We start from the raw sequence: 26,332 nt of genomic DNA on the forward strand, positions 1-26,332 counted from the left end.
TATAAAAACACCCTAATCTCATGATTAGGGTGTAGTAACGTCCATACTTAGTAACCAAGACAATGAGCTTGGTTTTTAAGTAATTACACCCTTATAAGCCTCTCAGGACTTCCTTTAAAAGGTTCCAATGTAGTTATTATGCAGATTTTTTATTAATGTTAATTTCTTCTTCAAACATATTTTCTTCAGCAGGTTGTCTGCCAGGAAGGATCAGGTTTAACAGTACTCCTATGATTGCAGCTAATGCCATCCCTTGAATTTGAATATTAAAAGGAAGTTTGACTATTGCTCCTCCAATTCCTAGTACCAGAATGACGGAAGAGATCACTAGGTTACGTTTATCACCGAAATCAATTTTACTGTCTACTAACATCCTTAATCCTGAAGATGCGATAATTCCAAACAGAAGGATGGATACGCCCCCCATAACAGGGGTTGGAATTGTACTTATTAATGCAGTTACCTTCCCAATAAATCCGAAGATGATAGCCAGCACTGCTGCTCCTGCGATGACATACACGCTGTATACCCGTGTTATTGCGAGGACACCAATATTCTCACCATAAGTTGTTTTTGGCGGTCCACCAATTAGAGCTGAAATAATTGTTGCTGTTCCATCTCCAAGAATGGAACGGTGAAGTCCTGGCTCCTTAATGTAGTCACGTCCAACCACCTTACTTAATACAAGCTGATGTCCGATGTGTTCTGACAAAGTTACAACTGCTACTGGAACCATTAATGCTACTAAATCCCATGTGAATTTTACTTTATAGCTTACAAAAGGAATGATAAATTGCGGCATTTCGAACCAATGTGCTTTCAATACTGGTGTAAAATCCACAATCCCTATGATTAAAGCGTATATATATCCCACAATAATTCCTGCTAATATTGGAATAATACTAAACATTTTTTTAGCGTATATCGAAAAGATAATCGTTGCAGCTAAGGTAACAAGAGCTGCAGAGAAATGAAGCATGCTGTACTTTCCAGTAGGGTTATTCATTGCCATCCCAACAGCTGTTCCTGAAAGCGCTAATCCAATTACGATAATTACTGGACCCACCACGATCGGCGGAAGTAAATTCATAATCCAGCGGTGTCCCGCCTTACTAATAACCAAGGCAACGATTCCATAAACAATGCCTGCCATAAATGTGCCAACCATCGCTGCTCCTGGTCCCCCTGCAGCTTTGGCTGCAATCACCGGTGCAATAAAGGCGAATGATGAACCTAGGTAAGCTGGGACTTGCATTTTTGTGATTAATAAAAAGGCTAACGTTCCAAGTCCACTTGAGATTAGCGCAATGGCTGGGCTTAAGCCTACAAGATAGGGTACTAAAATTGTTGCCCCAAACATTGCGAATAAGTGCTGTAAGCTTAATGTAAGCCATTGGGTAGGTTTTGGAATATCTTTTACGTCTAGGATTGGTTTATTGTTCATTTATTTTCTCCCCTATTTTTATTTCGTTTATGTTTATTGTCTACCTTTCGGCATAAAAAAAACCCTCTTTGCCACTGCGGGTACAAAGAGGGTTTGGATATGCCTAAATAAAACTGTTAACGGCATTTTCCCCTTTGTCAGCCTCACAGGACTGCCTTTAAAAAGGGTGCTATTTATTTGTCAAAAATGCTTACTTGATCAATCTTATCTACTTCTGCTAATTCAACTACAATCTTTTCCTCGCTTGATGTTGGAACATTCTTCCCAACATAATCTGCTCGAATGGGAAGTTCACGATGTCCCCTGTCTACTAAGACTGCCAGCTGGATGGCTCCTGGACGTCCAATATCCATCAAAGCATCCAGACCCGCTCTTACGGTTCTGCCTGTATATAACACATCATCAACAAGGATGACTTTTTTATCGCTTATGCTAACTGGTATATCAGATCCTTTAACAAGTGGTTCTTGATTCTCGGTTTTCTTCGATAAATCATCTCGATAAAGGGTAATATCGATCTCACCAACTGGAATGGGATTACCTTCGATTTCTTCTATTCTTGAAGCAAGTCGTTTCGCTAAGTAAATGCCTCTTGTACGGATTCCCACAAGGATACATTCTTCAATACCTTTGTTTTTTTCAATAATTTGGTGTGCAATCCTTGTTAGTGCTCTCCCTATTGCTTGCTCATCAAGAACGATTGCTTTTTGATTCATGTTACACCTTCTTTTATTAAAATAAAGGCTGTGTTAAACTTGTTTGTTGATTTCCGCTCCAGGCACTTGCTTTCCGCGGGCGTGCGGGGAGCCTCCTCGTCGCTTCGCTTCTGCGGGGTCTCCCCTGCCCCGTACTCCCGCAGGAGTCTTCGTGCCTTCCGCTCCAATCAACATTGTCTATAAAAACCAACAGTAATCTTTAACACAGTCAAAATAAAAAACCTCTCACCGGTTTTGGCGAGAGGTTGACGAGTTACTTTTTTAGATATAGGCATAGTAAGCCTACATCATTAACCGTTCCTTCTCAGCCTCACGGGACCGAATTAAAGGGCTTATTTAACTATAGTCATCTTACTTGATTTTCATCTTCCCGTCAACGATTATTTCGCAATTTTTCAAGAACCTGCTCGAAATCTGTAGGAAGTGGGGCTTCAAACTCTAAATATTCATTTGTTCTTGGATGAATAAATCCAAGGATACCTGCATGTAGAGCCTGTCCGTCAATATCCAATGTTTTTTTCGGTCCATATTTTGGGTCTCCTGCTAGCGGATAGCCAATATACTTCATGTGAACACGAATTTGATGGGTCCTGCCTGTCTCTAATTGGCATTCTACAAAAGTAAAGTCCTTAAATCGTTCAATAACATGAAAATGTGTAACTGCATGCTTTCCTTTATCAACAACCGTCATACTTTGACGCTCTTTTGGATCTCTTCCTAGCGGAGCATCGATGGTACCAAAGTCGTGCGGAATCACACCATGTACAATCGCTTTATATTTACGAGTTACCGTCTTTTCAACTAATTGATTTACAAGACTTTCGTGGGCCATATCATTTTTTGCCACCATTAAGAGACCTGAGGTATCTTTATCGATTCGATGAACAATTCCAGGTCTTAAGACACCATTAATCCCTGACAAGTCCTTACAGTGAAACATTAAGCCATTTACTAATGTTCCTGTCATGTGTCCAGGAGCAGGGTGAACCACCATACCTCTTGGCTTATTAACAACTAATACATCACTATCTTCATAATAAATATCCAATCCTAAATCCTCAGGCAGGACATCCAACTCTTCTGGGTCAGGAATCGTAATTTCAATCCTATCGTTAAGACTACATTTATAATTAGTTTTAATGGTTTGCCCATTAACGAGGACATTCCCATCTTTAATCCATAGCTGAACTTGCGATCTTGACCATTCCTCGTTGAGGCTAGAAATAACCTTATCAATGCGGTCACCTTTTTGCTCCTCAAGAATGGTGTGTTCCATTTTCTCCATGTAATTTCTCCTTTGATTCTCTCTCTTCACGCAGCATTTGAATCATTAATACAACGACACCAACGACTAAAGCCGAGTCAGCAATATTAAACACGGGAAAATTGTAGGTAAAGATATAGGTGTGAATAAAGTCCACCACTTCTTTGCGAACAACCCGGTCAATGAAATTTCCGATTGCTCCGCCTAACATTAAGGCTAAGGATACCCCTAATAACCATTTTCCTTTTGCTGCTTTCTGAATGTAGTACATAATTGCGACAATGACAATAATTGTAATAACATAAAACAACCACATTTGCCCCTGTAATATCCCCCAGGCGGCACCACGATTTCGGTGAGAAGTGATATACAAAATATTATCAATGATAGGAATACTGTCACCTAAGTTCATTTTGCTTACTATTAACCATTTTGTAATTTGATCTAATAAAATAACAAAAAGTGCGATTAAGTAATAAAACACTAAGAAATACCCCCAAGCCTAAACTGACTTACTTCTTAAGCATTTTAGCATACTTTTTCGCGAAACGACAATGTAACGTTATAAAAAAGAGGTTGAAATCGTTTTTTTATAATACGTTTGCAAATATTCTGAATCCTCCAGCGACTTGAGTGTAGGTATCATAGCTAACAAATCATCAGGAATTAGTTCGCCTGAAATTTCACAATGACCAAAATTTCCTGCTTCAAACTTATGAATAGCTGTGTTAATGTCAGCTAGTTCTTCTTCTAGGATGGATGTTAGCCACTCCTGTCTTTTCTTTTTCCTTAGTGACTGCTCGATTTCTTTTCTTGTTTGACGGAGTTCTAAAAACAGCTTTTCCTGCGTGGCATTCATAGTTGTTACCTCCGTGACTCATTTGTTTTATTATTTCCGTCAACCTACAAATGACCCCGGAAAACATTTGACAACCGCAACAACAATTAACGAAAAAGGGAAAATTTAAATATTACAAGACCCTATGCGTTTTGCATAGGGCCTTCACTTTTTATTAAGCTAAGTGTGTATAGTTTTCTTTTACTACTTCTGCGCATCGTGGGCAAAGGGTCTTATGCTCTGGATTCTGACCTACTTCAGGTGTTACAATCCAGCAGCGTTCACATGTTTCTCCCTCGGCTTTTGTTACAACAATAGCTGCTCCCTCGAGCTTAAGTGCATTTTCAGGGGCTTCCTCGTAAGATCCAGCCACTTCAAAACCAGAAACAATAAACAATTGCTTCATGTTTTCTTCAATTGAATCTAACAAAGCCTTTGATTTGTCATTAACATATAATGTGATTTTTGCTGTTAATGACTTACCAATTACTTTTTGATTTCTAGCCTCTTCAAGTGCTTTTAAGACATCATCACGAAGCTTCATAAATGCAGTCCATTTTTCTTCTAAAGCTTTCGCACCCGCATGTTCCTTATACTCTGGAAGATCGGTCAATTGAACACTTTCTTCTTGGACTGAAGGGATGAATTTCCACACTTCATCTGCCGTATGAGAAAGAATAGGTGATACTAATTTTGTTAGCGCAAGCAGTGACTCGTATAATACCGTTTGAATGGCTCTGCGTTCAAGGTTATCTGCTGCTTCAATATAAAGTACATCCTTTGCAAAGTCTAAGTAGAATGCACTTAAGTCTAAAGTACAGAAATTATTTACCGCGTGATAAATACCGGCAAACTCATAGTTTTCATAAGCGTGGCGAACATATTTAATTAGCTTATTTAATTTTACAAGCATAAATTGGTCAACTTCACGCAGGTTTTCGTAGACAACAGCATCTGTTGATGGATTAAAATCAGCTAAGTTTCCAAGTAAGAAACGGAAGGTATTACGGATTTTACGATATACCTCAGCAACCTGTTTAAGAATTGCATCGGACACACGAACATCTGCCTGATAATCAACAGAGGCAACCCAAAGTCGTAAAATATCTGCTCCTAACTGATTCATAACCTTCGCTGGGACAACCACATTACCTAAGGATTTACTCATTTTTCTACCTTCACCATCAAGTGCGAAACCATGGCTCAAGACTCCTTTATATGGAGCTTTGCCAGTTACAGCAACTGCAGTGGATAGGGATGAGTTAAACCAGCCGCGATATTGGTCAGATCCTTCTAAGTAAAGGTCTGCTGGGCGGACTAAATCTTCTCTTTCTAGAAGAACCGCTTGATGGGAAGAACCAGAATCAAACCAAACATCCATAATATCAGTTTCTTTAGTAAAGATTCCATTTGGGCTTCCAGGATGGGTAAAGCCTTCAGGAAGCAACTCGTTAGCTTCTTTTTCAAACCAAATATTAGACCCATTTGCACGGAATAATTCAGATACATGGTTAATCGTTTCATCAGTAATAATCTCTTCACCATTTTCAGCATAGAAAACAGGAATTGGTACGCCCCACACACGCTGACGAGAAATACACCAGTCGCCACGGTCACGAACCATATTAAACAATCGTGTCTCTCCCCAAGCAGGAACCCATTTCGTTTCCTTAACTGCTTCTAACAAGTCCTCACGGAAGTCTTTAATAGAAGCGAACCATTGAGCAGTAGCACGGAAAATTACTGGCTTCTTTGTTCTCCAATCATGTGGATACGAGTGAGTAATAAATGATAATTTCAACAGTGCACCTGCTTCTTCTAAAGCCTGTGCAATTGGCTTATTAGCAGTATCATAAAATAAGCCTTCAAACCCTGGTGCCTCACTTGTCAACACACCTTTGTCATCTACAGGACAAAGAACATCTAATCCATACTTCTGACCGACATAAAAGTCATCTTCCCCATGTCCAGGAGCGGTATGAACACAGCCAGTACCTGCATCAGTAGTTACGTGTTCACCTAACATCACTAACGAATCACGATCATATAATGGGTGTGCTGCGACAATATATTCTAATTCAGCGCCCTTCACTTTTTGAACAACTGTAGTATCTTCCCAGCCGATTTCTTTTGTTACTGCTTCTAAAAGTGCTTCAGCAACGAGGTACTTACTTCCATTTGCAGAAACGATTACATAGGTTAGGTCAGGATGAACGGAAATCCCGAGATTCGCTGGGATCGTCCATGGTGTAGTGGTCCAAATGATGATTTGCGTATCTGTATCAATTACACCCTTGCCGTCCTTCACCTTAAAACCGACGTAGATGGATGCTGAACGTTTGTCTTGATATTCAATTTCTGCTTCAGCTAAGGCTGATTCACTAGATGGTGACCAATAAACTGGCTTTTTACCTTTGTAAATATAGCCTTTTTTCGCCATTTCACCGAATACTTTAATTTGTTGCGCTTCATATTCAGGTTTTAAAGTAATATATGGATTTTCCCAATCACCCCGAACACCAAGACGCTTAAATTGTGTACGCTGATTATCAACCTGCTCAAGCGCATATTCTGTACATAACTGACGAAATTCAGCTACCGTCATTTCCTTCCGCTTTACACCTTTATTTGTTAATGCCTGCTCGATTGGGAGACCGTGTGTATCCCAGCCAGGTACGTAAGGAGCATGAAATCCGCTCATTGATTTATAACGAACAATCATATCTTTTAAAATCTTATTAAGTGCATGGCCCATATGAATATCGCCATTAGCATATGGAGGGCCATCATGTAATACAAACATTGGACGGCCTTTTGTTCGTTCCTGAACCATTTCATAGATCTTCATTTCTTCCCATTTTGCCTGAATCTCAGGTTCTCTTTGGGGAAGATTACCCCGCATTGGAAACTCAGTTTGCGGCATTAATAACGTATCTTTATACTCCATTTTTTCTTCCTCCTGATATCCTCTTCATATAACAGAATAGCCAATAGACAAATAAAAAAAACCCTCTCATCCCAAAATAGGGACGAGAAGGTTTTTATTCCCGCGGTACCACCCTGATAGATAATACCGATACGTACTATCCTCTTAATTATTCGTAACGTGAATAACACGCCTGAGCCTACTGCCCAATTAAATGGGGTTCGGTCCGGAACTCAAGGGTGATCTTCCAATTTTTCAGCCTTACCGGGCTTACACCATCCCCGATTCGCTATTTAAGCCAATGAAAAATTGTACTGTCCCTTTCATCGTCATTGCCATTCTATACAACTATCTAAAAATTATATGCTAATAAATCCGAATCCGTCAAGCTAATGAATCTTCTTCTTGATGAATTTTTAATTCTGTTGCATCTACTTCATACTCTAATAAATGATCCCAATCATCCGTATTCAACATATCAAGCTGCGCCTCAATTAACATTTTAAAACGCGTACGGAAAACCTTTGATTGCTTCTTTAAATCCTCAATTTCAAGCGCAATTTTTCTAGCTTTAGAAAGAGACTCATTGACAATTCGATCCGCATTTTTTTCAGCCTCTTTAATGATTAGCTTTGCTTCTTTTTGAGCATTGCGCTTAACTTCTTCCCCTGCTTCTTGAGCAATAACAATGGACTTGTTTAAAGTTTCTTCTATGTTCACAAAGTGGCCTAGACGATCTTTCATTTCATTTAAGCGTTCTTCCATTTCCTTCTTCTCTCTTAGGACTAACTCATAGTCCTTAATGACCTGATCAAGAAATTCATTTACTTCATCTTCGTCATATCCGCGAAACCCTTTATTAAACTCTTTATTATGAATATCTAACGGCGTTAACGGCATTGATGCCACCTCCATACAATCTCTACATCTATATGTATTAGCAAATATTCGACATGTTTTTCGAAATTCCTGCTTTAAAATTGAATTATTTTTGCTTTCCGACAATCATTCGCCATTTATCTTTTTTGGTCTTTCCCTCAATCCTGATAATTTTCGACCTGCCATATCCACGGACGGAGATCATATCACCTTCTTCACAATCAAAGGAAGGATTTTCAGTAAGTGTCCAGTTCACCTTTACAAGCCCTTGTTGTATAAAGGTTTGCGATTTTTGCCTTGATAAATGATAAATACCAGAAATAACCGTATCCAGTCGCAAAGAAGATACAGTTAGATCATTTTCTTCCCATAACTTATCCGCTGAAATCTGATTGTCGATAGCTGTTTCAACTAATCTTACTCCAGCCTTGCCAATGGATTCAATATTATTTTGGATATACGTACTTATTTCTTTCGCAGCAAAAAATTGAACCTGGCCATCCTTCATGAGAATGTCTCCAAATTTTCCCCGCTTAAGTCCTAAAGACATAAGTGTCCCCAAAACTTGTCTGTGTTCAAGGGTGACAAACTTGGTAGGGTAATGGACCTCAAAAAGGCAGATTTGAAAATCCTCATCCGTAACCGTCAAGTAATCTGGGTAGATGAATGCTCTTTTCCGCTCACCTTCAGGACTTCCACCAAAAAGCTGTACCTTCACATCATTATTTTCACCAATTAAAAGTTTCAGAATATGTTGTTCCCTCGGGTCAAGGAAATCTGTCAGCTTTGGGGCATACTGTGATTCAACCTGGTCTTTCCAATGTAATACTTGGTCAATAAAATCCCGTTCTTCTGGACGAAAATGCTGATAAATGTTCATTTATAAAACACAACCTAGAATAAAATTTTCCTAATTAAGCCAGAAATGTATCCTATCCAAACCACTTGTAGCAAGGTTTAGAACGATAAACGCAACAATTGGTGAGATATCCATCATCCCGATAGGAGGAATAATTCTACGGAAGGGCTCTAAATATGGTTCACAAATTCTTGCTAAGAATCTTCCAATTGCAGTCTCCCGGGCGTTTGGAAACCACGACATTAAGATATAAATAATTAATGCCATAGAATAAATTGAAATGACCCGCTTGAGTAAAAGAAAGATTAAGTCCATTTTACATTACCACCTCGCAGTTTGGTTATCTGGATCCTGTATAAGGTCAGAAATATTCCCTGATACTTCTACATTATCAGGGGTACATAAAAAAATACTCATCCCAATTTTTTGGATGTCCCCACCAATGGCATACACAGCTCCACTCAAGAAATCAACAATTTGTCGGCCTTGTTCATTATCTATTCGTTGCAAATTAACTACAACTGCACGTCTATTTTTTAAGTGATCCGCAATTTCAGTGGATTCTGAGTAATCACGTGGCTCCACTAAAATGACCTTTGAACCTTTTGTAGGAGTAATTGTTTTTTGAACACTTTGCAGGCTAACCACATTTTGGGATTTTACAACCTGTTGCTGCTTTTGTTTTTTAGGCTCCATTTTAGGCTCCACTTTTTCAACGTATTCGTCATCGTTATCATCATATCCGTCATCTAAAAAGAAAAATGTTTTTAATTTTGATTTAATCGTCATTTTTTGTCTCTCCTAACCTTCTTCACCCACAAGTGCTGTTCCAATTCTAATCATTGTTGCTCCCTCTTCAATTGCTATCTCAAAGTCATTCGACATTCCCATAGATAGCTCTGTACAGGGTGCAAAAGATAAATGTAAAGCTTGTACTTGATCGCGAAGCTCTCTTAGTTTGCGAAAACAATCACGAATAACATGTTCTTCTTTCGTGAATGGGGCCATGGTCATTAGACCTTCGACACTGATATTTTCATATGGACGAAGTGACTCAATAAAAACAATGGCTTCTTCTGGAGTTAGTCCGTGTTTGGACTCCTCCCCAGAAATATTTACCTGAACTAGACATTTTATCTTTTGTTTCGCTCTTTTGTTGATTTCTTCTGCTAGAGATAATCTGTCTAAGGAATGTATATATTCCACTTTATCAATTATGTTTTTTACTTTTCTCTTTTGCAATGACCCAATAAAATGCCAGCTAGGCTTGTCCTTTAGGACTTCCCATTTAGCAAGCAGTCCTTCATCACGATTTTCACCTAAATGATTAACACCTGCTTCTATGGCCTCTTGAGCACGTTCTATACTTACATATTTAGTTACTGCAATCAATTTTACATCAGCAGGATTCCGGTCTCCTTTTATGCATGCCTCATTTATTTGCTGTTTAATTTGTATTAAATTATCTGCTACTCTCATAAACGATCTGCTGTCTCCTTCCAACCAATAAAGCTTAACATTCTGCCTGTTTTTCCTTGGTCACGGCGGTGAGAGAAAAACTCCTCCTGATTACAACTAGTGCAATACCTCGTAAGAAGAATATTTCTATCCGGAACACCTGATGCCAAAAGGATTTGCCTGTTTACTTCACGTAAATCTAAGGAAAACTGCCCTTCTGACACTAAATTATAGGGTAAACTTCTACTGCCATCTAGTGTATTTTCTACTAGCTTAATAATTCGTTCATCTACAATATAACATTTTTCACAAATAGATGGACCTATTGCTACAAAAATTTGCTCAGGCTTGATCCCTTCTTTTTCCCAAGCTGTAATCATTTCTTTAGCAATTTTTCCAACTGTTCCTTTCCAACCTGCATGAGCGGTGCCAATCATCCTCTGTTCTGGTGCAATAAAAAAAGAGGGACACAGTCAGCAAAGCAAAGAGTTAACAGAATTCCCTCTTCATTTGTATAAAAACCATCCGTACCTTTAAACGACTGTTCATAGGAATTGGAACCCTTGCCACGGTCCGCTTTATAAATCTTCCTAAGAATAATGTCATGAGTTTGTTCTGCACCCACCCAATCTTCTAGTGGGAACTCTAATTGTTCAGCTACAATATGTCTATTTTTGCATACATCGTTAACGTCGTCACCCACATGAAAGCCAAGGTTGAGCGATTCGAAATTGCTTCCGCTCGTTCCTCCGAGTTTCGATGTAATTCCCGCTTTCAGTTCAGGAAATTGTTGAGTCCAGCTATCAATTGTTAAAAAGGATTGATTTTTTAAAACAAAGGGTTCCATAACATTACCTCAAATGTTTTTCTTTAGTTTACCATGAAAAGAAAAATTGGTCACCGCAAAAACCTAAGGTCAAACCTCTGTTTCTTCCGCTATTTTCTCTTCTATTCCTTTATATCTGACCAAAATAACATCCTGACCAACCTTAATAATATTTCTCCATGGAATAACAATATCTTCATCTTTCCCAAAAAAGCCAAGTACTCTTCCACTGCCAGTAATCACAACTGCCTCAATTTTACCGGTCGTTAGATTAATCTCAATATCACCTATATTACCAAGCCTTTTACCATCTGATACATTTACGACATCTTTTATCTGGAATTCGGAAATCTTGACCACATACACCACTCCCAGTTTTATTACTATAAAGAATATATGAGCATGTGTAAGATTTTATTTTAAAAAGCAAAAATAAAGCTGCCCCAAGGGACAGCTTTAACTTTGAATATTCTTATTCATTTGCCTGATGGCAGCTTTCTCTAAACGTGAAACCTGCGCTTGAGAGATTCCAATTTCATCAGCAACTTCCATTTGCGTTTTCCCTTGAAAGAAACGCTTTCGTAAAATTAGTTTTTCACGTTCATTTAATCGACGCATACCTTCTTTTAAGGCTATTTCTTCAATCCAATGAATATCTTTATTTTTTTCATCGCTTAACTGGTCCATTACATAGATTGGATCGCCGCCATCATTATAGATTGGCTCAAACAAGGATACTGGATCTTGAATAGCATCCAAGGCGAATACAATTTCTTCATGTGGTACTTCCAAGACCTTTGCAATTTCTTCAGCAGTTGGTTCACGTGAGGTTTCGCTCATTAATCGTTCCCTAACCTGAAGTGCCTTATAGGCAATGTCTCTTAAGGAACGAGATACACGAATTGGGTTATTATCACGTAAGTACCTTCGTATTTCCCCAATGATCATTGGTACGGCATAAGTGGAAAACTTTACGTTTTGACCTAAATCAAAGTTATCAATGGATTTCATTAGTCCAATACAGCCAACCTGAAACAAGTCGTCAACAAACTCGCCACGGTTATTAAACCGTTGAATAACACTTAATACGAGACGTAAGTTTCCGTTAACAAGCTTTTCTCTGGCGCTAATATCGCCCTCTTGCATTTGCTTGAAGAGTATTCTCATTTCTTCGTTCTTTAACACAGGAAGTTTAGATGTATCTACACCGCAAATTTCAACTTTATTTCGAGTCAATCCTTTTCCCTCCTCACAGGAGCTGCTGTACAAAAAACAGTATCTCCTTGAGAAGGAAAAATATGCACATGTCCATGAGCCCGGACATGTGCATACTTGTCGAAAATTGCAATTTTAACAGGAAATTCTAGGGTTTTTTAACTTGAAAAAATTTTATTTTTGTTTAGGAAATAATAAATTAGTATTAGTGTGGATAACTGAACTAGTTGTCTGAATCCAGCTCCAGCGCCTAGCCCCTCGGGTCAAATAACCTTCGGCAAAAAAAGTCAAAAGGCGGACTTTTCTCGCCGAAGAACATTTGCCTGTCGGGGCTGAACGAGGCGCTTCCGCCTTTTATTCTTAAACCATTTTATTGAATTCTTTTCTCAATCGTTTAATAATTCTCTTTTCCAATCGCGAAATATAGGATTGCGAAATTCCTAGCATATCTGCAACATCTTTTTGGGTTTTTTCTTCACCGTTTGTTAGTCCGAAACGCAGCTCCATAATTTGCTTTTCCCTATCGGAAAGCTGGTGTAATGCTTTAGTAAGCAATTTTCTATCTACATTCGCTTCTAAATCCTTCGTAATAATGTCTTCATCTGTCCCAAGAACATCAGATAGTAATAATTCATTACCGTCCCAATCAATGTTTAATGGCTCATCAAAGGATACTTCAGACCGGATTTTATTATTTCTACGTAAATACATAAGTATTTCATTTTCAATACATCTTGAAGCATATGTAGCAAGTTTAATCTTTTTCTCTGGGTTAAAGGTATTAACCGCTTTAATTAAACCAATCGTTCCGATACTAATTAGGTCTTCGATATTTATTCCAGTATTTTCAAACTTCCTTGCGATATACACAACTAGACGGAGATTCCTCTCAATTAGCATAGATCTCGCAGCCTTATCTCCACCAGGAAGTTTACTTAATAACATCTCTTCTTCATCTTTACTTAAAGGAGGCGGCAATGCTTCGCTTCCGCCAATATAAAAAACTTCATCCGTTTTTAGGCCCAATTTCATTAAGATTTTATACCAGTAGTAGGATAAGCGAAGTCTCCATTTTTTCATGCATGTTCCTCCTTCTAAAATATGTTTTTCTGAGTATAGTAATATTAACTTACTTTCACTGATTCCTCGGACTGTTTTACACCTGCCAGCATTTTTGGGTGAACAATACACTGAAACGCATCATCAGGAGATAGCTGCTGTGTGGTAAAAGATACAAGTCCTTTCTCACAAGAATAGTGCGCACCATTTTGTTCGAATAGGATGGAATCGGGTTTAAGAGCAACAATAAGCTGATGCTCTTGTCCAACTACACTAAAAGGGATAATTCGCATTCGATTTTGCCATTCGCCAGGAAACTCCTCATTACCCATGATGAGTTGTTCAGGATCGAGAGTTATTTTTCTAATTGGTTCAGGAAGGGCTTCTAGTTGATTTTTTATTGATACAAACATAACTGGAAGCTTGGATAGTGGATCATACAATTGATTTCCACTATCCACTAATCCTTTAAAAACTAAGCTGATGTTCTCGATTTTCAACCTTACATTGACTATTTGATCATATTGAATTTTGGTCATTTCCATACTCTCAACATTCTTCTTAGAGAAGTGCCAGGCGATTGGAAAACCTATTAGAACAAAAAGCCAACTTACGGGATCACCAAAACCCTTTACACTCGACATCAGCACCTTCGTTGTTAATTCAGGATCATATTGAATAAAATAATGGGCTCCTGTTAAGGCCCCACCAATTAAAAACGTAGAAACATAAAGAGTCATTAATGCCTTAAGGAAAAATTTCATTCGCTTGTATCCAAATGCTATTAACACCATAAAAACGGAACAAATCAATTTAGAAATTGGATGCCCTGAATAGACATTTAACGGTGTAAACGACAATAAAATAATCAACGAACCAATAAATCCTCCAGCAAGTATCCTCCAAAGACGTATTCTTCGTTTCAGAAATATAGCAGTTAAGTAAAGGAGAAGACTGTCAAAGAACAAATTAAGAGCCCAAATAACATCTAAATAAACAGTCAACAAAGCTTCCTCCTTTTTTAGCTATCAAAAGGTGAGTAATCTATCTGTTTACGAAAAAGTATAACGTACTTGTATGGCTGAAGTGTGTCACTTTCTGTAATCAAAAAAACAGAAATTTCCACTATTCCCTACGGATTTTGTCACATTGTAAGCTTGATTACCTTAATAAAAAAAGCATGATCCAAAAAATGGACCATGCTTTTATAGTTTGGCTGTGTTAAACTTGGATGTTGATTTCCGCTCCAGGTACTTCGCTTTCCGCGGGCGTGCCGGGGAGCCTCCTCGTCGCTTACGCTCCAGTCAACAGTGACTTTTAAACAGCCTTTAGTTTAATAAAGTGCTCACGCTTCAGATTATCTTTTACGGTTGCGGTTTCTTAGGAAAGTTGGAATATCTAATGTTTCCTCTTGGGCTACATTCGTATTACGAACTGGTTCTTGTGGAGCTTCTTCACGTTTGTGCTCTCTCTTAACAGTTCCTACCGCAGGTTTAGCTTGTCCAAAGGATGGACGAGTTACTTTTGGTTGTGAAACTTCTTCGTTAAAACCAGTGGCAATGACGGTTACAATAATCTCATCTTTTAGGTTTTCATTAATTACTGAACCGAAAATCATATTCACTTCTTGGTCAGATGCTGTTGCAACAATATCAGCAGCCTCTTGTACCTCATAAAGACTTAGGTTAGTTCCTCCAGTGATATTCATTAGAACACCCTGAGCCCCATCAATAGAGGTTTCTAATAATGGTGAGCTGATTGCTTTCTTTGCTGCCTCTGCTGCACGATTTTCTCCTGCAGAAACACCAATACCCATTAAGGCAGAGCCTTTATTTGACATAATCGTCTTTACGTCAGCAAAGTCTAAATTGATTAGTCCTGGCACAGCGATCAAATCAGAAATACCTTGAACCCCTTGACGAAGAACATTATCTGCTTCGCGGAAAGCTTCAAGCATTGGAGTGCTTTTATCAACAATTTCAAGAAGGCGGTCATTTGGAATGACGATTAATGTATCTACCGCTTCTTTCATTGCACCAATTCCACCAGAAGCCTGGTTGGAACGCTTTTTACCTTCAAAAGTAAACGGACGTGTAACAACACCCACTGTTAACGCACCAAGATCACGAGCAATTTGTGCAATAACCGGTGCTGCACCCGTACCGGTACCGCCACCCATACCAGCGGTAACAAACACCATATCAGCACCTCTAAGTGCTTCCTCTAATTGTTCCTTACTTTCTTCTGCAGCCTTTTTACCAACCTCAGGATTGGCCCCTGCTCCAAGACCACGCGTCAATTTCGCACCAATCTGCATTTTCACTTCCGCTTTGGAAAGGTTTAACGCTTGTGCATCAGTGTTTACTGCGATAAATTCTACACCTTGAACGCCATGCTCAATCATTCGGTTTACGGCGTTATTTCCTCCGCCGCCAACTCCGATAACTTTTATTGTTGCAAGAGAATCTAAATTTGTATCAAATTCTAACATGACAAATCCTCCTAATTCGCCGATTTTCTTTTTCGAGGATGTTTATTCGAAAAAGTAACCAAGGAATTTTTTTACTTTTGATGACATCTTATCTTCCGGATGTTTTTCTACTTTTGCTTTAGGTTGATGTTGTTGTTTTGGTGCTCTTTTTTCGATTGGTTCAGCTACCACAGATGTTCCCGTACCACTGATGTTTCCACCTGGTAATCTACCATTCTTGTAAGCATATTTTATCAAACCAACCGCCGTTGTATATTGAGGTTCTCTTACACCAATATAGTCTGGTACCGCAAGACGGACTGGATTTTGGAACATATCCTGTGCGAGTTCCAATACCCCTTGCATTTTTGCTGTTCCACCTGTTAATACAAAACCACCTGGCAACTCGGTAACACCTAAACGTTTTAGTTCATTGACAATCAGTTCAAATATTTCTTCCATTCTAGCTTCAATAATTTCAGATACATAGAGTTGGTTAAATTGTTGATGCTGATCACTTCCGATAATAGGAACACTGAAAAACTCATCTTCAGATGCATTATCATAGAAGGCATGTCCATATTTAACCTTAATTTTTTCTGCATCCTCTGTTGAAGTATGAAGGACTTTGGAAAGATCGTTAGTTAATAAGTCACCGCCGACAGGTATAACACTTGTTGCCTTTAAAAAACCTTCCTCGAACACAGCGATTGTAGTAGAACCTCCGCCAATATCGATGAGGGCAACACCTAGATTCTTTTCATCTTTGGATAATGCATAATCTCCCGCAGCTAATGGCTGGAGAATAATATCTACAATCTCAAGACCTGCTCTTTCTACGCAGCGTAAAGTATTTATGATGATTGATTTAGAACCGGTAATAAGTGTGCCATCCATTTCAAGACGAACACCAATCATTCCACGCGGGTCGTTAATTTCATCTTTACCATCTAAAATAAATTGTTTTCGAATTACACCAATGTTCTCTCTTTCAGGTGGAATGGATCCCACATGTGAAGCTTCAATGACACGAATGACATCTTCATTCGTAATTTCTCGGTTTTGGCTGGATACAGCGACAATCCCATGACAGTGTTGAAGCATTACATTATGACCTGAAATTCCAACTACTACTTCTCTAATTTCCATGCCAATCATTCTTTCTGCCTGCTCAATCGCCCGCTTAATAGAATGAACGGTATCGTCCATGTCAACAATAGATCCCTTACGTAACCCTTCAGATTTCACATTGCCAACACCAATTATATTTAACGAGTCTTTGCCCGAGTCATTGACCATTTCACCAATGATAACTTTTACACTGGATGTACCGATGTCAAGACTTACATATATTTCATTGCTGTTCATTCTTTGGCACCTCCTTTTAATCTCCTTGGGTAGAACAACAATTCAATTTTGTTCATTAATAGATTCTCATAGTAATATCTTATAAAATTATTCGTCACAACTACATATTTCCCTTTAAAAAAGATCAATTTTTTTCTATTTTTTCTTTGTTTGTTGACCATTTTGTCAATAATATTCGTCTTATGACGGCGATATTTTGAAACAACCTGACACCAAACGCAAAAACTGCTGCTAAATACAAGTCTACACCAAGATGAACACCGAGAAAAGCTAAACTTGCTGCAAGCAATATATTAAAAAAGAACCCAGATACAAACACCTTTTCATCATAAATATTTTGCAAGTACGCCCGTATTCCCCCAAAAAGTGTGTCGAAGGCAGCTAATACAGCAATTGATAAATAATTTGAATACTCTTCGGGAATTCTTATTTCTGTTAACAGTCCAAGGATGATCCCAATCACAAGTCCCACTATCGGAAGCCACATTAGGAACCGCCTCCTTCCTTTATCGGTTCCATATGCTTAATCCTAATTGGATTCTCATAAGCAGGAACAGTAATATTTGGACTAGGCGAAGAAACATTGAGTCTCAAGCTTTCAGCAAAGAATTCATCTCTAGCCTTTGACACCTTCATTTGGTTTGATAATTTTTCAGCATTATTCATTGAATCTACACCCACCTTAACTTCAACAGGCAGGGTCCTAATCGTATGGCCATCAATCTTTGTTTCCCTATTAATATCCCTAATAACCGTGGTATTAATAATTCGCTGACCATCAATAGAAACATATTTTGCTTCATACATATTTAGTTCATTCAATAGTCTTTTAAGTAATTCAGGCGAAACAACTGTTGTTGTCACGGTAGTTCCTAGCTGTACATCTTCGATAACCGGCTCAATATGTAAGGTAATTCCCGGACCTGTAACCTCAGTCAAGCCTGCTTCCGTCTTTAGCTCCTGTAGCGTATCCCGTAATGCCTGCTCCTTACTCTGTTTCCGCTTCGATTCATAAGCAGATAGTTTTTCTTCATTTGAGCGGATTTCACTTAATAAGTTAGACTGTAGCTCTTTTTCTTTGAGCAATGCCTCACGAAGCTGCCAAACATCCCTTGTATCACGTTCTTCAGGCTTCTTCACCGTTTGAAATTGAATAGCAATCATAAACCCAACCACTGCAGCAATTAACGTAAAACTTAAATTCTTCGGCTTGTCCACTTTTTTCACCTAACCTTTTAAATTAATCCCTATGTGGACATACTTTGACCCTCAACTTAACTACCTAATATTGGGTTCAATACGATTTCATCTTCTTTTTCCAGGGAAAAAACCAAATTATCATTTACTAGTTGGTCTTTTACTCCCCCTGTCAGGTTTAATGATGAAGTTAAAACTTCTGGGTCCCCTATAGCTGTAATGACAAATGGTGCAGGGTGTGGGACTCCATCAACAGTAATGACCGGTCCATTGCAAACAATGTACGAATGACTTGTTAACCTCTGTCCGTTAATAGCAACCGCTGCTGCCCCGGAAATATATAATTCATTAATAACCTTAAATACATGGTGTTCATGAACAAGATAATTGTTCACATTATCTTCATTCGGATCATAGGCTCCATCCATCAAAGTTATCTTTACACCTTTTCCTTTTACCTTGACTTTACCGAGGTACATCCTGTATTTTTCTGCATCTTCTGCCAGATTTAAAAATACTTGTGCTTCTTTTGCAAGATCCTTCTCGTTTTTTAATACCTTGTCCTGTTTTTTGTTTAGTTCCTTTTGAAGCTTGCGATTTGTCTCCTCCTGGGCAATCAATTGATTTCTTAATCCAAGAGTTTTTTCATATTGCTTGTCTGATAAGCTAGGCTTTTCTTTTTGATTCTCCAGTTGGGTCAAATGATAAGAGAAGGCAATCATAAACCCCAATACGAGGCAGACAAGGGACAAGATCACGTGTTTACCCCTTACCTTAATTTTCTTCAACTTCTTTTTCCTCCACTTCTGGTTCAAAAGCCTTAAAATACGAGCCTACTTCTAAATCAATGATCCCTTTTTTATTTGGATCTAGTTGGCTAATAATTGATGGATAATGTACCATTTTTTCCGAAAAACTTCTGAGCGTTGCACTTACCTCAAAGCCATCATTCATAAACAAGGAAATGTGATACTGGTCTGTTTTTTTTGGAGAATAATGAATTTCAGAAATGGAGTTTAAAATTTCACTTGGGAGATTTTCTAACTCTTTTACCATTTCGTTTAGGGCTGCCCCTTCTTTGAATTCGAAAAGAATTGGAGAATTAACTGGGATTTTTTCCTCATTCCTATCTTTCAAAATTTTACCATTTTCCATAACTGGAAAATAGTTTGAATCCTGTTTAAGATACGCTATTCTTTTATGTTCTTTTACTTGAATTTGAACTGTATTTGGCCATTTGATCTTTATATCTGCCTTTTTTATTTCAGATAAGCCCTGTAATCTAGAAGAAACCACACTCTTCTTTACTTTCCATATATTCGTAGACTTAGAGATACCGCTTTTGCTAATTATTTCTGAGTCAGTATAAACTTCATTGCCTTCTACCCTAATTGACTTTACATGACTTAATGGGGATTGTGTATAAGCTATAATTACTATCATTGTAAAAAATAAAAATAGGAGGAGCACCAGCCTTTTGTTTGCTTTTCGCCGTCTTTGCTCCTTTAACTTGGGAATACGATCCTCTAGAGCAACAATTTTACCTTTTTCCATTCATAATTCCTCCAAAAATGAAAAGCCTAAGCGCTTGGGTTCGCTGGTTGCCCTACACCATAAAGCATGTCCTAATAGAAAAGCGGAAGCGCCTTGGTCAGCCCCGACAGGCAAGTGTTCTTCTGCAAGAAAAGTCGCTCTTTGACTTTTATTGCAGAAGGTGATTTGACCCGAGGGGCTAGGCGCTGGAGCTGGACAATTCTCGAAGTCGAATTTTCAATCTTTATAATGTCAGAAAGTGAAACAACGGCACGAAAACTCATGCCGTCATTCATTTTCTTCCTAGTTTCCATCTGTAATATTATCAGTAATTATAACACAATATTTGTCATTAGTAAGAGATTTCTTACAATAAATACAAGGATTATTTACGTCCGACTATTTCAACCTCTGTTTCAATTTTTACTCCGTAGAGGTCAAATATCGTATCCTTAATATGTTGAATTAAGGATAAGACATCTTCAGCTTTGGCGTTCCCTGCATTTACAATAAAGTTACCGTGCATTTCAGAAACTTTTGCTCCACCTATGCTAAATCCCTTTAGACCGGCTGTTTCAATAAGTTTCCCTGCATAATTAGGGAGTGGATTCCGGAAAATACTACCAGCACATGGAAAATTCCATGGTTGTGTTTCTTTTCGATAATCCTTGTTTTTCTGCATTTGTGCAACGATGGCTGCCCTATCGCCAGCTGCAAGATCAAATACAGCCTCAACCACAATACCTGGCCGTTCATTCTGTAATACAGAGGTTCTGTAGGAAAACTTCATTTCTTCATTTGAAAGCCACTCCAAAGAACCATTTTCAAATAATACATGAGCCCTAGTTAGGATCTTACTAATGTCAGAACCATGTGCACCAGCGTTCATATAAACTGCTCCACCCACTGATCCTGGTATACCACTAGCAAACTCTAGTCCTGTTAAACCTTTTTTACTGATAAGTGTTGCTAAACTTACAAGCGAATGACCTCCACCGACAGTAATTGTTGTCCCGTTGATCTCAAGGAAGTCTAGTCCAGAGCTTAATTTGATTACGACTCCTTCAATACCTTTATCAGATACAAGAAGATTGGACCCACGACCAATTGCCCGCCAACTTAATCCATGCTTATTAATAACAGACATTACCTTTTTTAAATTTTCAACTGACGAAGGTTCAATAAAAAGGTCTGCAGGACCTCCAATTTTCATAGTGGTATGGTGGGCTAGAAGTTCATTCTCCTTCACCTTCCCTATATTTAGCGTCTGTAATTCTTTTATTAATTCGTTCATTTTTACCACCTAACTTTCCAAGATGCTCATAGTTCAGTTTATGCAATAAAGTAATTTGGGCTACTTTTGATTCCTCTCCACAAGCTCTTTCATTAATGAGTACAGCTTGCTTGCTGAATCGGGTACTCCCATTTTTTTTGCTTTTGCTTTCATTTCAGTTAAATTTCCATTATCTAATAGTATACGGTCAATGTGGGTTACAAGACTTTTACTTGTTAAATCTTTTTCTAACAATAATTCTGCTGCCCCATGATCACTTAAGGATCTAGCGTTCTTTTCTTGATGATTGTTTGTGACATATGGACTTGGAATAAGAATACTTGGAATTCCAAGGGAGGTTAATTCCGCTAGTGTTGTAGCGCCAGCTCTTGAGACGACTAAATCAATACCTGCAAGAACCTCTGGCATGTTATGAATAAAAGGTTTGATCACCACATTTTTGGGATTTCCAACCAACTCTACTTCCTTTTTTACATCCTCAAAATGAACATCACCCGTTACATAAAGAACTTGATACATTTTTTCCGCAAACTCAGGCAGGGCTTTAACTACCGCTTCATTTATTGGACGGGCACCTCGGCTTCCACCAAAAACTAATACAGCAGGCTTTGTTGTGCTAAGACCAACAGAGAGTCGACCTCGTATTCCATCCTGACCTACCACCTCTGATGCTCTGGGATTTCCGGTAAATGCAATCTTATTCTGAGGAAAATAATCCTTTGCCTCTTCAAAACAGATTGCAATTTTGTTTACATATCTGCTTAAAAATTTATTTGTCAGGCCAGGCACACTATTTTGTTCGTGAATAATCGTCGGTATACGAAGTTTAGCGGCAGCATAAACGACTGGGCCACATACGTACCCTCCTGTACCGATTACAATGTCTGGCTTAAATGCTTTTAAAATTTTTTTACTATCATGCACACCTTTTAAGAATCTATAAACTGTTTTTACATTTTCGAAAGTCAACTTACGTTTAAAACCAGTTATATTAATCGATTGGAATGCTATATTTTCTCTTGGAACAATTTTACTTTCTAAGCCATTAGTTGTGCCTATGTATAGAAACTCTGCGTCTTTGTTCTCTTTTTGAATTTCTCTTATTAGTGCGAGAGCCGGATAAATATGACCGCCAGTCCCTCCACCGCTTACTGCTATTCTCATCTTTTCCACCTCATTAACTATTTAACACCTAATCGCATACCTATATTACTATAAAAATTGAAGAAAGAAAGCAAATGATAAAAGATTGTTATGTAAATGTAAAGAAGGTCCTAAATCAAGGTATTTTTAGAACTTTGATTTACGCTCCAGGCGCGAGCGGTTCGCGGGCGGTCGGGGAGCCTCCTCGTCGTTTCACTCCTGCGGGGTCTCCCCTGACACGCTTTTCCCGCATGAGTCTTCGCGCCTTCCGCTCCATTTAATATAGTTCTACTTATAGCAAAATAAAAAGAACCCTGCCACTGAACAGGGTATCGTTTTCAATATCTTGAATAACGGCTGATATTTAGGAGAACACCAATGGCCATTAACATTAATGTTAACGAGGAGCCTCCATAGCTTAAAAATGGTAATGTAATCCCTGTGACTGGCATTAGTCCCGTTACAACCCCAATATTAATCATGACTTGAATGGCGACCATCGCGATGATTCCAACAGCTAGAAAGCTTCCATACAGGTCTGGAGCACCAAGCGCAATTCGTATGCCCCGCCAAAGCAAGAGAGCAAAAAGTAATAAAATAAACGAACCACCTATAAAACCTAATTCCTCTGAAAGGATGGCAAAAATAAAATCAGTTTGCGGCTCGGGTAAGTAAAAAAACTTTTGTCGGCTTTCACCAAGTCCAAGCCCAAATAGTCCCCCTGGACCAATGGCATATAATGATTGAATAATTTGAAATCCGCTTCCTAAAGGATCAGACCAAGGATCCAAGAAAGAGGTAATCCTCTTTATTCTGTAAGGTGCTGAAGCAATTAAGCCAACAAACCCAGCAACACCTAATAACCCCAAGAAAGCAAAATGACTAATACGTGCCCCTGCAATAAAAATCATTACAATACACGTCCCCATCATGACAGTTCCTGTCCCTAAATCAGGCTGTAGCATAATCATTGCAAAGGCTACAAATGCAAGGCCTAAAGAAGGGATAAGCCCCTTCTTAAAGGATGTAATCAGCTTTTGTCGCTCAGACAAATATTTTGCTAAAAAAGCAATCATCGCTAGTTTCATAAATTCAGATGGCTGAATGGAGAAAGCTCCTACTCCAATCCAGCTTCTAGATCCATTACGTACATTTCCTATGCCAGGAATTAATACCAATACCAATAATACAAAACAAACGATTAAAATGGTTTTAGACCATGTTCTCCACGTCCAGTAATTAATGTTCATGATAAAAAACATGGCAACAATTCCAACCCCGGCAAATAGCGTTTGCCTTTTTGCAAAGAAAAAGGAATCGTCAAATTTATATTCAGCCCATATCGCACTTGCGCTGTAAACCATGATTAGCCCTATTGCCAGCAGAGTAAAAGTTACAATCATTAAAATAAAATCAGGAGTTGTTCTCTTTGTCGGCACCACTATACACCTCAACTACGAGTTTTAGGGCTTAGCAGCACCACATGTGAGACTAAAAAAGTGGTACAAGCCCTTACTTAAGCTTATGCACCGCTTCGATAAAAATGTCTCCCCTGACTTCAAAAGTTTTATATTGATCCCAGCTAGCACATGCTGGTGAAAGCAATATAACATCACCTGATTCAGAGTATCGATAAGCTTCAGGCACTGCCTTGTCAACATTATCGACACGCTTCATTGTTTTTATTCCCGCTTCGTTACCGACACGTTCCAATTTAGGTGCCGTTTGTCCAAAAGTAATCATTGCTTTCACATTTTTTAAATATGGAAGAAGCTCGTCAAATTCATTACCACGATCGAGTCCCCCGGCAAGGAGAATAACAGGTGCATCAAATGCAGCAAGTGCATTCACTGTTGCTAATATATTGGTTGCTTTTGAATCATTATAAAATTTTCTGCCACTTACTTCTCCAACGTATTGCAGACGATGTTTGACACCCGTAAACGTTCGAAGTACTTCTTGAATAGCCTTATTATCCACACCCGAAAGTTTAGCTGCTGCCATAGCAGATAAGATGTTTTCAAGATTATGTACCCCAGGTAATGCAATTTCTTCTATTTCCATTACCTTTTCACCATTAAAAACGATCCAGCCATCTTCTATATATGCTCCGTTGGTCAGCTTCTTTTTAGTGGAAAAAGGGATGATGCTGGCTTTTGAATGACGGGCAATTTCCATCGTGTCTTCTTGGTCCGCATTTATTATTAGGTATTCCAGCTCTGTTTGATTTTTTGTAATGTTCGCCTTTGCTTCAATATACTCTTTTCTAGTCCCATGATAATCTAAATGGGCGTCATAAAGGTTGGTAATGATGGCGATTTTTGGATTAAACGTTTCAATCCCCATTAATTGAAAAGATGATAATTCAATGACAATGGTATTTTCTGTGGTTGCTGCTTGAGCAACACCAGAGGCCACTGTTCCAATATTTCCAGCAATTAACGGTGCTTTATTTCCCACATTTAACATTTCATAAACCAAAGTTGTTGTGGTCGTTTTTCCATTCGTTCCAGTGATACCGACAAATGGTGCTTCTGAAATTTGGTAAGCCAGCTCTACCTCTGTAATAACTGGAATTCCCTTTTCAATTGCACCTTCAATCATAGGATTGTAATAAGGGATACCAGGGTTCTTCACAATAAGCTCGAATCCTTCATCAAGAAGTTCAATCGGATGATCCCCACAAATCACTTTAATCCCCTGTTCTAACAACCCTTGTGCCTCAGGATTTTCTGATAGTGGTTTTTTATCATTTACTGTAACAAACGCACCCAACTTATGAAGAAGAGCAGCAGCGGTTACACCGCTTTTTGCCAAACCAAGTACAAGTATTTTTTTATGACGATAAGATTCAATCTGTTTCAATTACAACCACACCTCTATATAGATTCCGAGTACTGCAAAAATTAAACCAACACTCCAAAAGGTAACAACTACTCTCCATTCTGACCAACCCACTAATTCATAATGGTGATGTAGGGGACTCATACGAAAAATCCGTTTACCGGTAGTTTTAAACGAGATGACCTGTAGAATGACCGAGAGTGTTTCGATTACAAAGACGCCCCCGATGATAATTAGCAAAATTTCAAGTTTAGTCAAGATGGCTATTGCAGCAATGGCACCACCAAGTGCAAGTGAACCCGTGTCCCCCATGAATACCTTAGCTGGATGTGCATTAAATACCAGGAAGCCCAATACAGCCCCAACTACTGCCACTGAAAACACGGCAATTTCAAAATTATTTTGATTCCAAGCTAATACAGCAAATGCACCAAAAGCAATAGCCGCGGTGCCTGACACCAAACCATCTAGTCCATCTGTTAGGTTCACTGCATTTGAGAAACCTACAAGCCAAAAAATAATGAGTAAAACATAAGTCCAACCTAAATCAAAGGAATAGTCACCGAATGGGAGTTTTATTTCAGTTGACTGTCCAGTATGTTTGAATATTAGGTAGAAAACAACAGAAATAATGATTTGACCTAATAATTTTTGTTTTGAAGTCAATCCTAAATTCCGTTTTAATACCACCTTAATAAAATCATCTAAAAATCCTAGCAGGCCAAAGCCGAAAGTAACAAATAGTAATAAAAATGTTGTAATAGAGATTTGATCAGAAAATTTCCCTATCATTACTAGTGTTGTAATAATAATAGAAAATAAAATCATGACACCACCCATTGTGGGCGTACCGGATTTTTTTTGGTGTGATTTAGGACCTTCTTCCCTAATGCTTTGTCCAAATTTCAACCTTCGTAAGAAGGGAATAAAAATCGGAGAAAGTAAAACTGAAATTAAAAATCCCATAACAATTGTGAAGAAAATAACTTGCTCTTTCAT

Annotated in this window: 25 protein-coding genes, 2 pseudogenes and 1 other annotated feature; all 27 genes and pseudogenes read right to left on the reverse strand. The window is 38.4% G+C overall.

Annotated elements, in window-relative coordinates; translation table 11 throughout:
- Positions 1 to 136: 136 nt before the first annotated feature.
- A complete protein-coding gene (locus AA0X95_RS21465) occupies positions 137 to 1,444 on the reverse strand; it encodes a solute carrier family 23 protein (RefSeq protein WP_413301412.1) in 1,308 nt (435 codons plus the stop codon).
- A gap of 173 nt (positions 1,445 to 1,617) precedes the next feature.
- Positions 1,618 to 2,160: a bifunctional pyr operon transcriptional regulator/uracil phosphoribosyltransferase PyrR gene (gene pyrR / locus AA0X95_RS21470; protein WP_413301414.1), complete on the reverse strand. Its 543-nt coding sequence runs from the start codon at positions 2,158 to 2,160 to the stop codon at positions 1,618 to 1,620.
- A gap of 373 nt (positions 2,161 to 2,533) precedes the next feature.
- A complete protein-coding gene (locus AA0X95_RS21475) occupies positions 2,534 to 3,445 on the reverse strand; it encodes an RluA family pseudouridine synthase (RefSeq protein ID WP_413301416.1) in 912 nt (303 codons plus the stop codon).
- Complete coding sequence (gene lspA / locus AA0X95_RS21480) at positions 3,417 to 3,908, reverse strand: signal peptidase II (protein ID WP_413301418.1); 492 nt, start codon at positions 3,906 to 3,908, stop codon at positions 3,417 to 3,419. The genes AA0X95_RS21475 and lspA overlap by 29 nt, the downstream gene beginning before the upstream one ends.
- A 78-nt stretch (positions 3,909 to 3,986) precedes the next feature.
- Complete coding sequence (locus AA0X95_RS21485) at positions 3,987 to 4,283, reverse strand: hypothetical protein (protein WP_413301420.1); 297 nt, start codon at positions 4,281 to 4,283, stop codon at positions 3,987 to 3,989.
- Positions 4,284 to 4,437: 154 nt separating this feature from the next.
- Positions 4,438 to 7,209 carry an isoleucine--tRNA ligase gene (gene ileS / locus AA0X95_RS21490; protein WP_413301422.1) on the reverse strand — a complete coding sequence of 924 codons (2,772 nt, stop codon included), beginning with the start codon at positions 7,207 to 7,209 and terminating at the stop codon, positions 4,438 to 4,440.
- A gap of 75 nt (positions 7,210 to 7,284) precedes the next feature.
- Positions 7,285 to 7,524, reverse strand: a binding site (T-box leader).
- A gap of 48 nt (positions 7,525 to 7,572) precedes the next feature.
- Complete coding sequence (locus AA0X95_RS21495) at positions 7,573 to 8,088, reverse strand: DivIVA domain-containing protein (RefSeq protein WP_413301424.1); 516 nt, start codon at positions 8,086 to 8,088, stop codon at positions 7,573 to 7,575.
- Between the two features lie 85 nt (positions 8,089 to 8,173).
- A complete protein-coding gene (locus AA0X95_RS21500; RefSeq protein ID WP_413301426.1) occupies positions 8,174 to 8,947 on the reverse strand; it encodes an RNA-binding protein in 774 nt (257 codons plus the stop codon).
- A gap of 30 nt (positions 8,948 to 8,977) precedes the next feature.
- Positions 8,978 to 9,241, reverse strand: coding sequence for a YggT family protein (locus AA0X95_RS21505; RefSeq protein ID WP_413301428.1), 264 nt, complete (start codon positions 9,239 to 9,241; stop codon positions 8,978 to 8,980).
- Between the two features lie 6 nt (positions 9,242 to 9,247).
- Complete coding sequence (locus AA0X95_RS21510) at positions 9,248 to 9,715, reverse strand: cell division protein SepF (RefSeq protein WP_413301430.1); 468 nt, start codon at positions 9,713 to 9,715, stop codon at positions 9,248 to 9,250.
- A gap of 12 nt (positions 9,716 to 9,727) precedes the next feature.
- Positions 9,728 to 10,405: a YggS family pyridoxal phosphate-dependent enzyme gene (locus AA0X95_RS21515; protein WP_413301432.1), complete on the reverse strand. Its 678-nt coding sequence runs from the start codon at positions 10,403 to 10,405 to the stop codon at positions 9,728 to 9,730.
- Positions 10,402 to 11,231, reverse strand: a pseudogene (gene pgeF, locus AA0X95_RS21520) (peptidoglycan editing factor PgeF). Before pgeF ends, AA0X95_RS21515 begins: the two are co-directional and overlap by 4 nt.
- A 69-nt stretch (positions 11,232 to 11,300) precedes the next feature.
- On the reverse strand, positions 11,301 to 11,570 hold the full coding sequence (locus AA0X95_RS21525) for a YlmC/YmxH family sporulation protein (protein WP_413301434.1): 270 nt from the start codon (positions 11,568 to 11,570) through the stop codon (positions 11,301 to 11,303).
- A 96-nt stretch (positions 11,571 to 11,666) separates the two neighbouring features.
- Complete coding sequence (gene sigG / locus AA0X95_RS21530; protein ID WP_040204876.1) at positions 11,667 to 12,446, reverse strand: RNA polymerase sporulation sigma factor SigG; 780 nt, start codon at positions 12,444 to 12,446, stop codon at positions 11,667 to 11,669.
- A gap of 339 nt (positions 12,447 to 12,785) precedes the next feature.
- On the reverse strand, positions 12,786 to 13,505 hold the full coding sequence (gene sigE / locus AA0X95_RS21535) for an RNA polymerase sporulation sigma factor SigE (RefSeq protein WP_413301436.1): 720 nt from the start codon (positions 13,503 to 13,505) through the stop codon (positions 12,786 to 12,788).
- A gap of 44 nt (positions 13,506 to 13,549) precedes the next feature.
- Entirely contained in the window at positions 13,550 to 14,488 is a 939-nt protein-coding gene (spoIIGA, locus tag AA0X95_RS21540) for a sigma-E processing peptidase SpoIIGA (protein ID WP_413301438.1), read from the reverse strand.
- A gap of 353 nt (positions 14,489 to 14,841) precedes the next feature.
- Positions 14,842 to 15,975, reverse strand: coding sequence for a cell division protein FtsZ (gene ftsZ / locus AA0X95_RS21545; protein ID WP_413301440.1), 1,134 nt, complete (start codon positions 15,973 to 15,975; stop codon positions 14,842 to 14,844).
- A gap of 42 nt (positions 15,976 to 16,017) precedes the next feature.
- The gene (ftsA, locus tag AA0X95_RS21550; protein ID WP_413301442.1) at positions 16,018 to 17,322 is read right to left on the reverse strand and encodes a cell division protein FtsA; all 1,305 of its coding nucleotides are present in this window, start codon (positions 17,320 to 17,322) and stop codon (positions 16,018 to 16,020) included.
- Positions 17,323 to 17,444: 122 nt separating this feature from the next.
- Positions 17,445 to 17,809, reverse strand: a pseudogene (locus tag AA0X95_RS21555) (small basic family protein); the annotation flags it as partial.
- On the reverse strand, positions 17,809 to 18,540 hold the full coding sequence (locus AA0X95_RS21560; protein WP_413301444.1) for a DUF881 domain-containing protein: 732 nt from the start codon (positions 18,538 to 18,540) through the stop codon (positions 17,809 to 17,811). The pseudogene AA0X95_RS21555 and the gene AA0X95_RS21560, both read right to left, overlap by 1 nt.
- 56 nt (positions 18,541 to 18,596) lie before the next feature.
- Complete coding sequence (locus tag AA0X95_RS21565; RefSeq protein ID WP_413301446.1) at positions 18,597 to 19,307, reverse strand: DUF881 domain-containing protein; 711 nt, start codon at positions 19,305 to 19,307, stop codon at positions 18,597 to 18,599.
- Positions 19,294 to 20,073 carry a cell division protein FtsQ/DivIB gene (locus AA0X95_RS21570; RefSeq protein ID WP_413301448.1) on the reverse strand — a complete coding sequence of 260 codons (780 nt, stop codon included), beginning with the start codon at positions 20,071 to 20,073 and terminating at the stop codon, positions 19,294 to 19,296. The genes AA0X95_RS21565 and AA0X95_RS21570 overlap by 14 nt, the downstream gene beginning before the upstream one ends.
- Positions 20,074 to 20,437: 364 nt before the next feature.
- A complete protein-coding gene (gene murB, locus AA0X95_RS21575; protein WP_413301450.1) occupies positions 20,438 to 21,346 on the reverse strand; it encodes a UDP-N-acetylmuramate dehydrogenase in 909 nt (302 codons plus the stop codon).
- 60 nt (positions 21,347 to 21,406) lie between these two features.
- Positions 21,407 to 22,510: an undecaprenyldiphospho-muramoylpentapeptide beta-N-acetylglucosaminyltransferase gene (gene murG, locus AA0X95_RS21580; protein WP_413301452.1), complete on the reverse strand. Its 1,104-nt coding sequence runs from the start codon at positions 22,508 to 22,510 to the stop codon at positions 21,407 to 21,409.
- A gap of 317 nt (positions 22,511 to 22,827) precedes the next feature.
- On the reverse strand, positions 22,828 to 23,928 hold the full coding sequence (gene spoVE / locus AA0X95_RS21585; RefSeq protein ID WP_413301454.1) for a stage V sporulation protein E: 1,101 nt from the start codon (positions 23,926 to 23,928) through the stop codon (positions 22,828 to 22,830).
- 73 nt (positions 23,929 to 24,001) lie between these two features.
- Positions 24,002 to 25,354 carry a UDP-N-acetylmuramoyl-L-alanine--D-glutamate ligase gene (gene murD / locus AA0X95_RS21590; RefSeq protein WP_413301456.1) on the reverse strand — a complete coding sequence of 451 codons (1,353 nt, stop codon included), beginning with the start codon at positions 25,352 to 25,354 and terminating at the stop codon, positions 24,002 to 24,004.
- Positions 25,355 to 26,332 carry a phospho-N-acetylmuramoyl-pentapeptide-transferase gene (gene mraY / locus AA0X95_RS21595; RefSeq protein ID WP_308080260.1) on the reverse strand — a complete coding sequence of 326 codons (978 nt, stop codon included), beginning with the start codon at positions 26,330 to 26,332 and terminating at the stop codon, positions 25,355 to 25,357. It abuts the gene before it with no gap.

Source organism: Neobacillus phoenicis (assembly GCF_047302305.1).
GTDB lineage: Bacteria > Bacillota > Bacilli > Bacillales > Cytobacillaceae > Neobacillus.

What these genes read in the sequence shown, in the direction of transcription:
- AA0X95_RS21465 (WP_413301412.1), bottom strand. Translation starts at nt 1,444, where the DNA reads ATGAACAATAAACCAATCCTAGACGTAAAAGATATTCCAAAACCTACC.
- pyrR (WP_413301414.1), bottom strand. Translation starts at nt 2,160, where the DNA reads ATGAATCAAAAAGCAATCGTTCTTGATGAGCAAGCAATAGGGAGAGCA.
- AA0X95_RS21475 (WP_413301416.1), bottom strand. Translation starts at nt 3,445, where the DNA reads ATGGAGAAAATGGAACACACCATTCTTGAGGAGCAAAAAGGTGACCGC.
- AA0X95_RS21485 (WP_413301420.1), bottom strand. Translation starts at nt 4,283, where the DNA reads ATGAATGCCACGCAGGAAAAGCTGTTTTTAGAACTCCGTCAAACAAGA.
- ileS (WP_413301422.1), bottom strand. Translation starts at nt 7,209, where the DNA reads ATGGAGTATAAAGATACGTTATTAATGCCGCAAACTGAGTTTCCAATG.
- AA0X95_RS21495 (WP_413301424.1), bottom strand. Translation starts at nt 8,088, where the DNA reads ATGCCGTTAACGCCGTTAGATATTCATAATAAAGAGTTTAATAAAGGG.
- AA0X95_RS21500 (WP_413301426.1), bottom strand. Translation starts at nt 8,947, where the DNA reads ATGAACATTTATCAGCATTTTCGTCCAGAAGAACGGGATTTTATTGAC.
- AA0X95_RS21505 (WP_413301428.1), bottom strand. Translation starts at nt 9,241, where the DNA reads ATGGACTTAATCTTTCTTTTACTCAAGCGGGTCATTTCAATTTATTCT.
- AA0X95_RS21510 (WP_413301430.1), bottom strand. Translation starts at nt 9,715, where the DNA reads ATGACGATTAAATCAAAATTAAAAACATTTTTCTTTTTAGATGACGGA.
- AA0X95_RS21515 (WP_413301432.1), bottom strand. Translation starts at nt 10,405, where the DNA reads ATGAGAGTAGCAGATAATTTAATACAAATTAAACAGCAAATAAATGAG.
- sigE (WP_413301436.1), bottom strand. Translation starts at nt 13,505, where the DNA reads ATGAAAAAATGGAGACTTCGCTTATCCTACTACTGGTATAAAATCTTA.
- ftsZ (WP_413301440.1), bottom strand. Translation starts at nt 15,975, where the DNA reads ATGTTAGAATTTGATACAAATTTAGATTCTCTTGCAACAATAAAAGTT.
- ftsA (WP_413301442.1), bottom strand. Translation starts at nt 17,322, where the DNA reads ATGAACAGCAATGAAATATATGTAAGTCTTGACATCGGTACATCCAGT.
- AA0X95_RS21570 (WP_413301448.1), bottom strand. Translation starts at nt 20,073, where the DNA reads ATGGAAAAAGGTAAAATTGTTGCTCTAGAGGATCGTATTCCCAAGTTA.
- murB (WP_413301450.1), bottom strand. Translation starts at nt 21,346, where the DNA reads ATGAACGAATTAATAAAAGAATTACAGACGCTAAATATAGGGAAGGTG.
- murG (WP_413301452.1), bottom strand. Translation starts at nt 22,510, where the DNA reads ATGAGAATAGCAGTAAGCGGTGGAGGGACTGGCGGTCATATTTATCCG.
- mraY (WP_308080260.1), bottom strand. Translation starts at nt 26,332, where the DNA reads ATGAAAGAGCAAGTTATTTTCTTCACAATTGTTATGGGATTTTTAATT.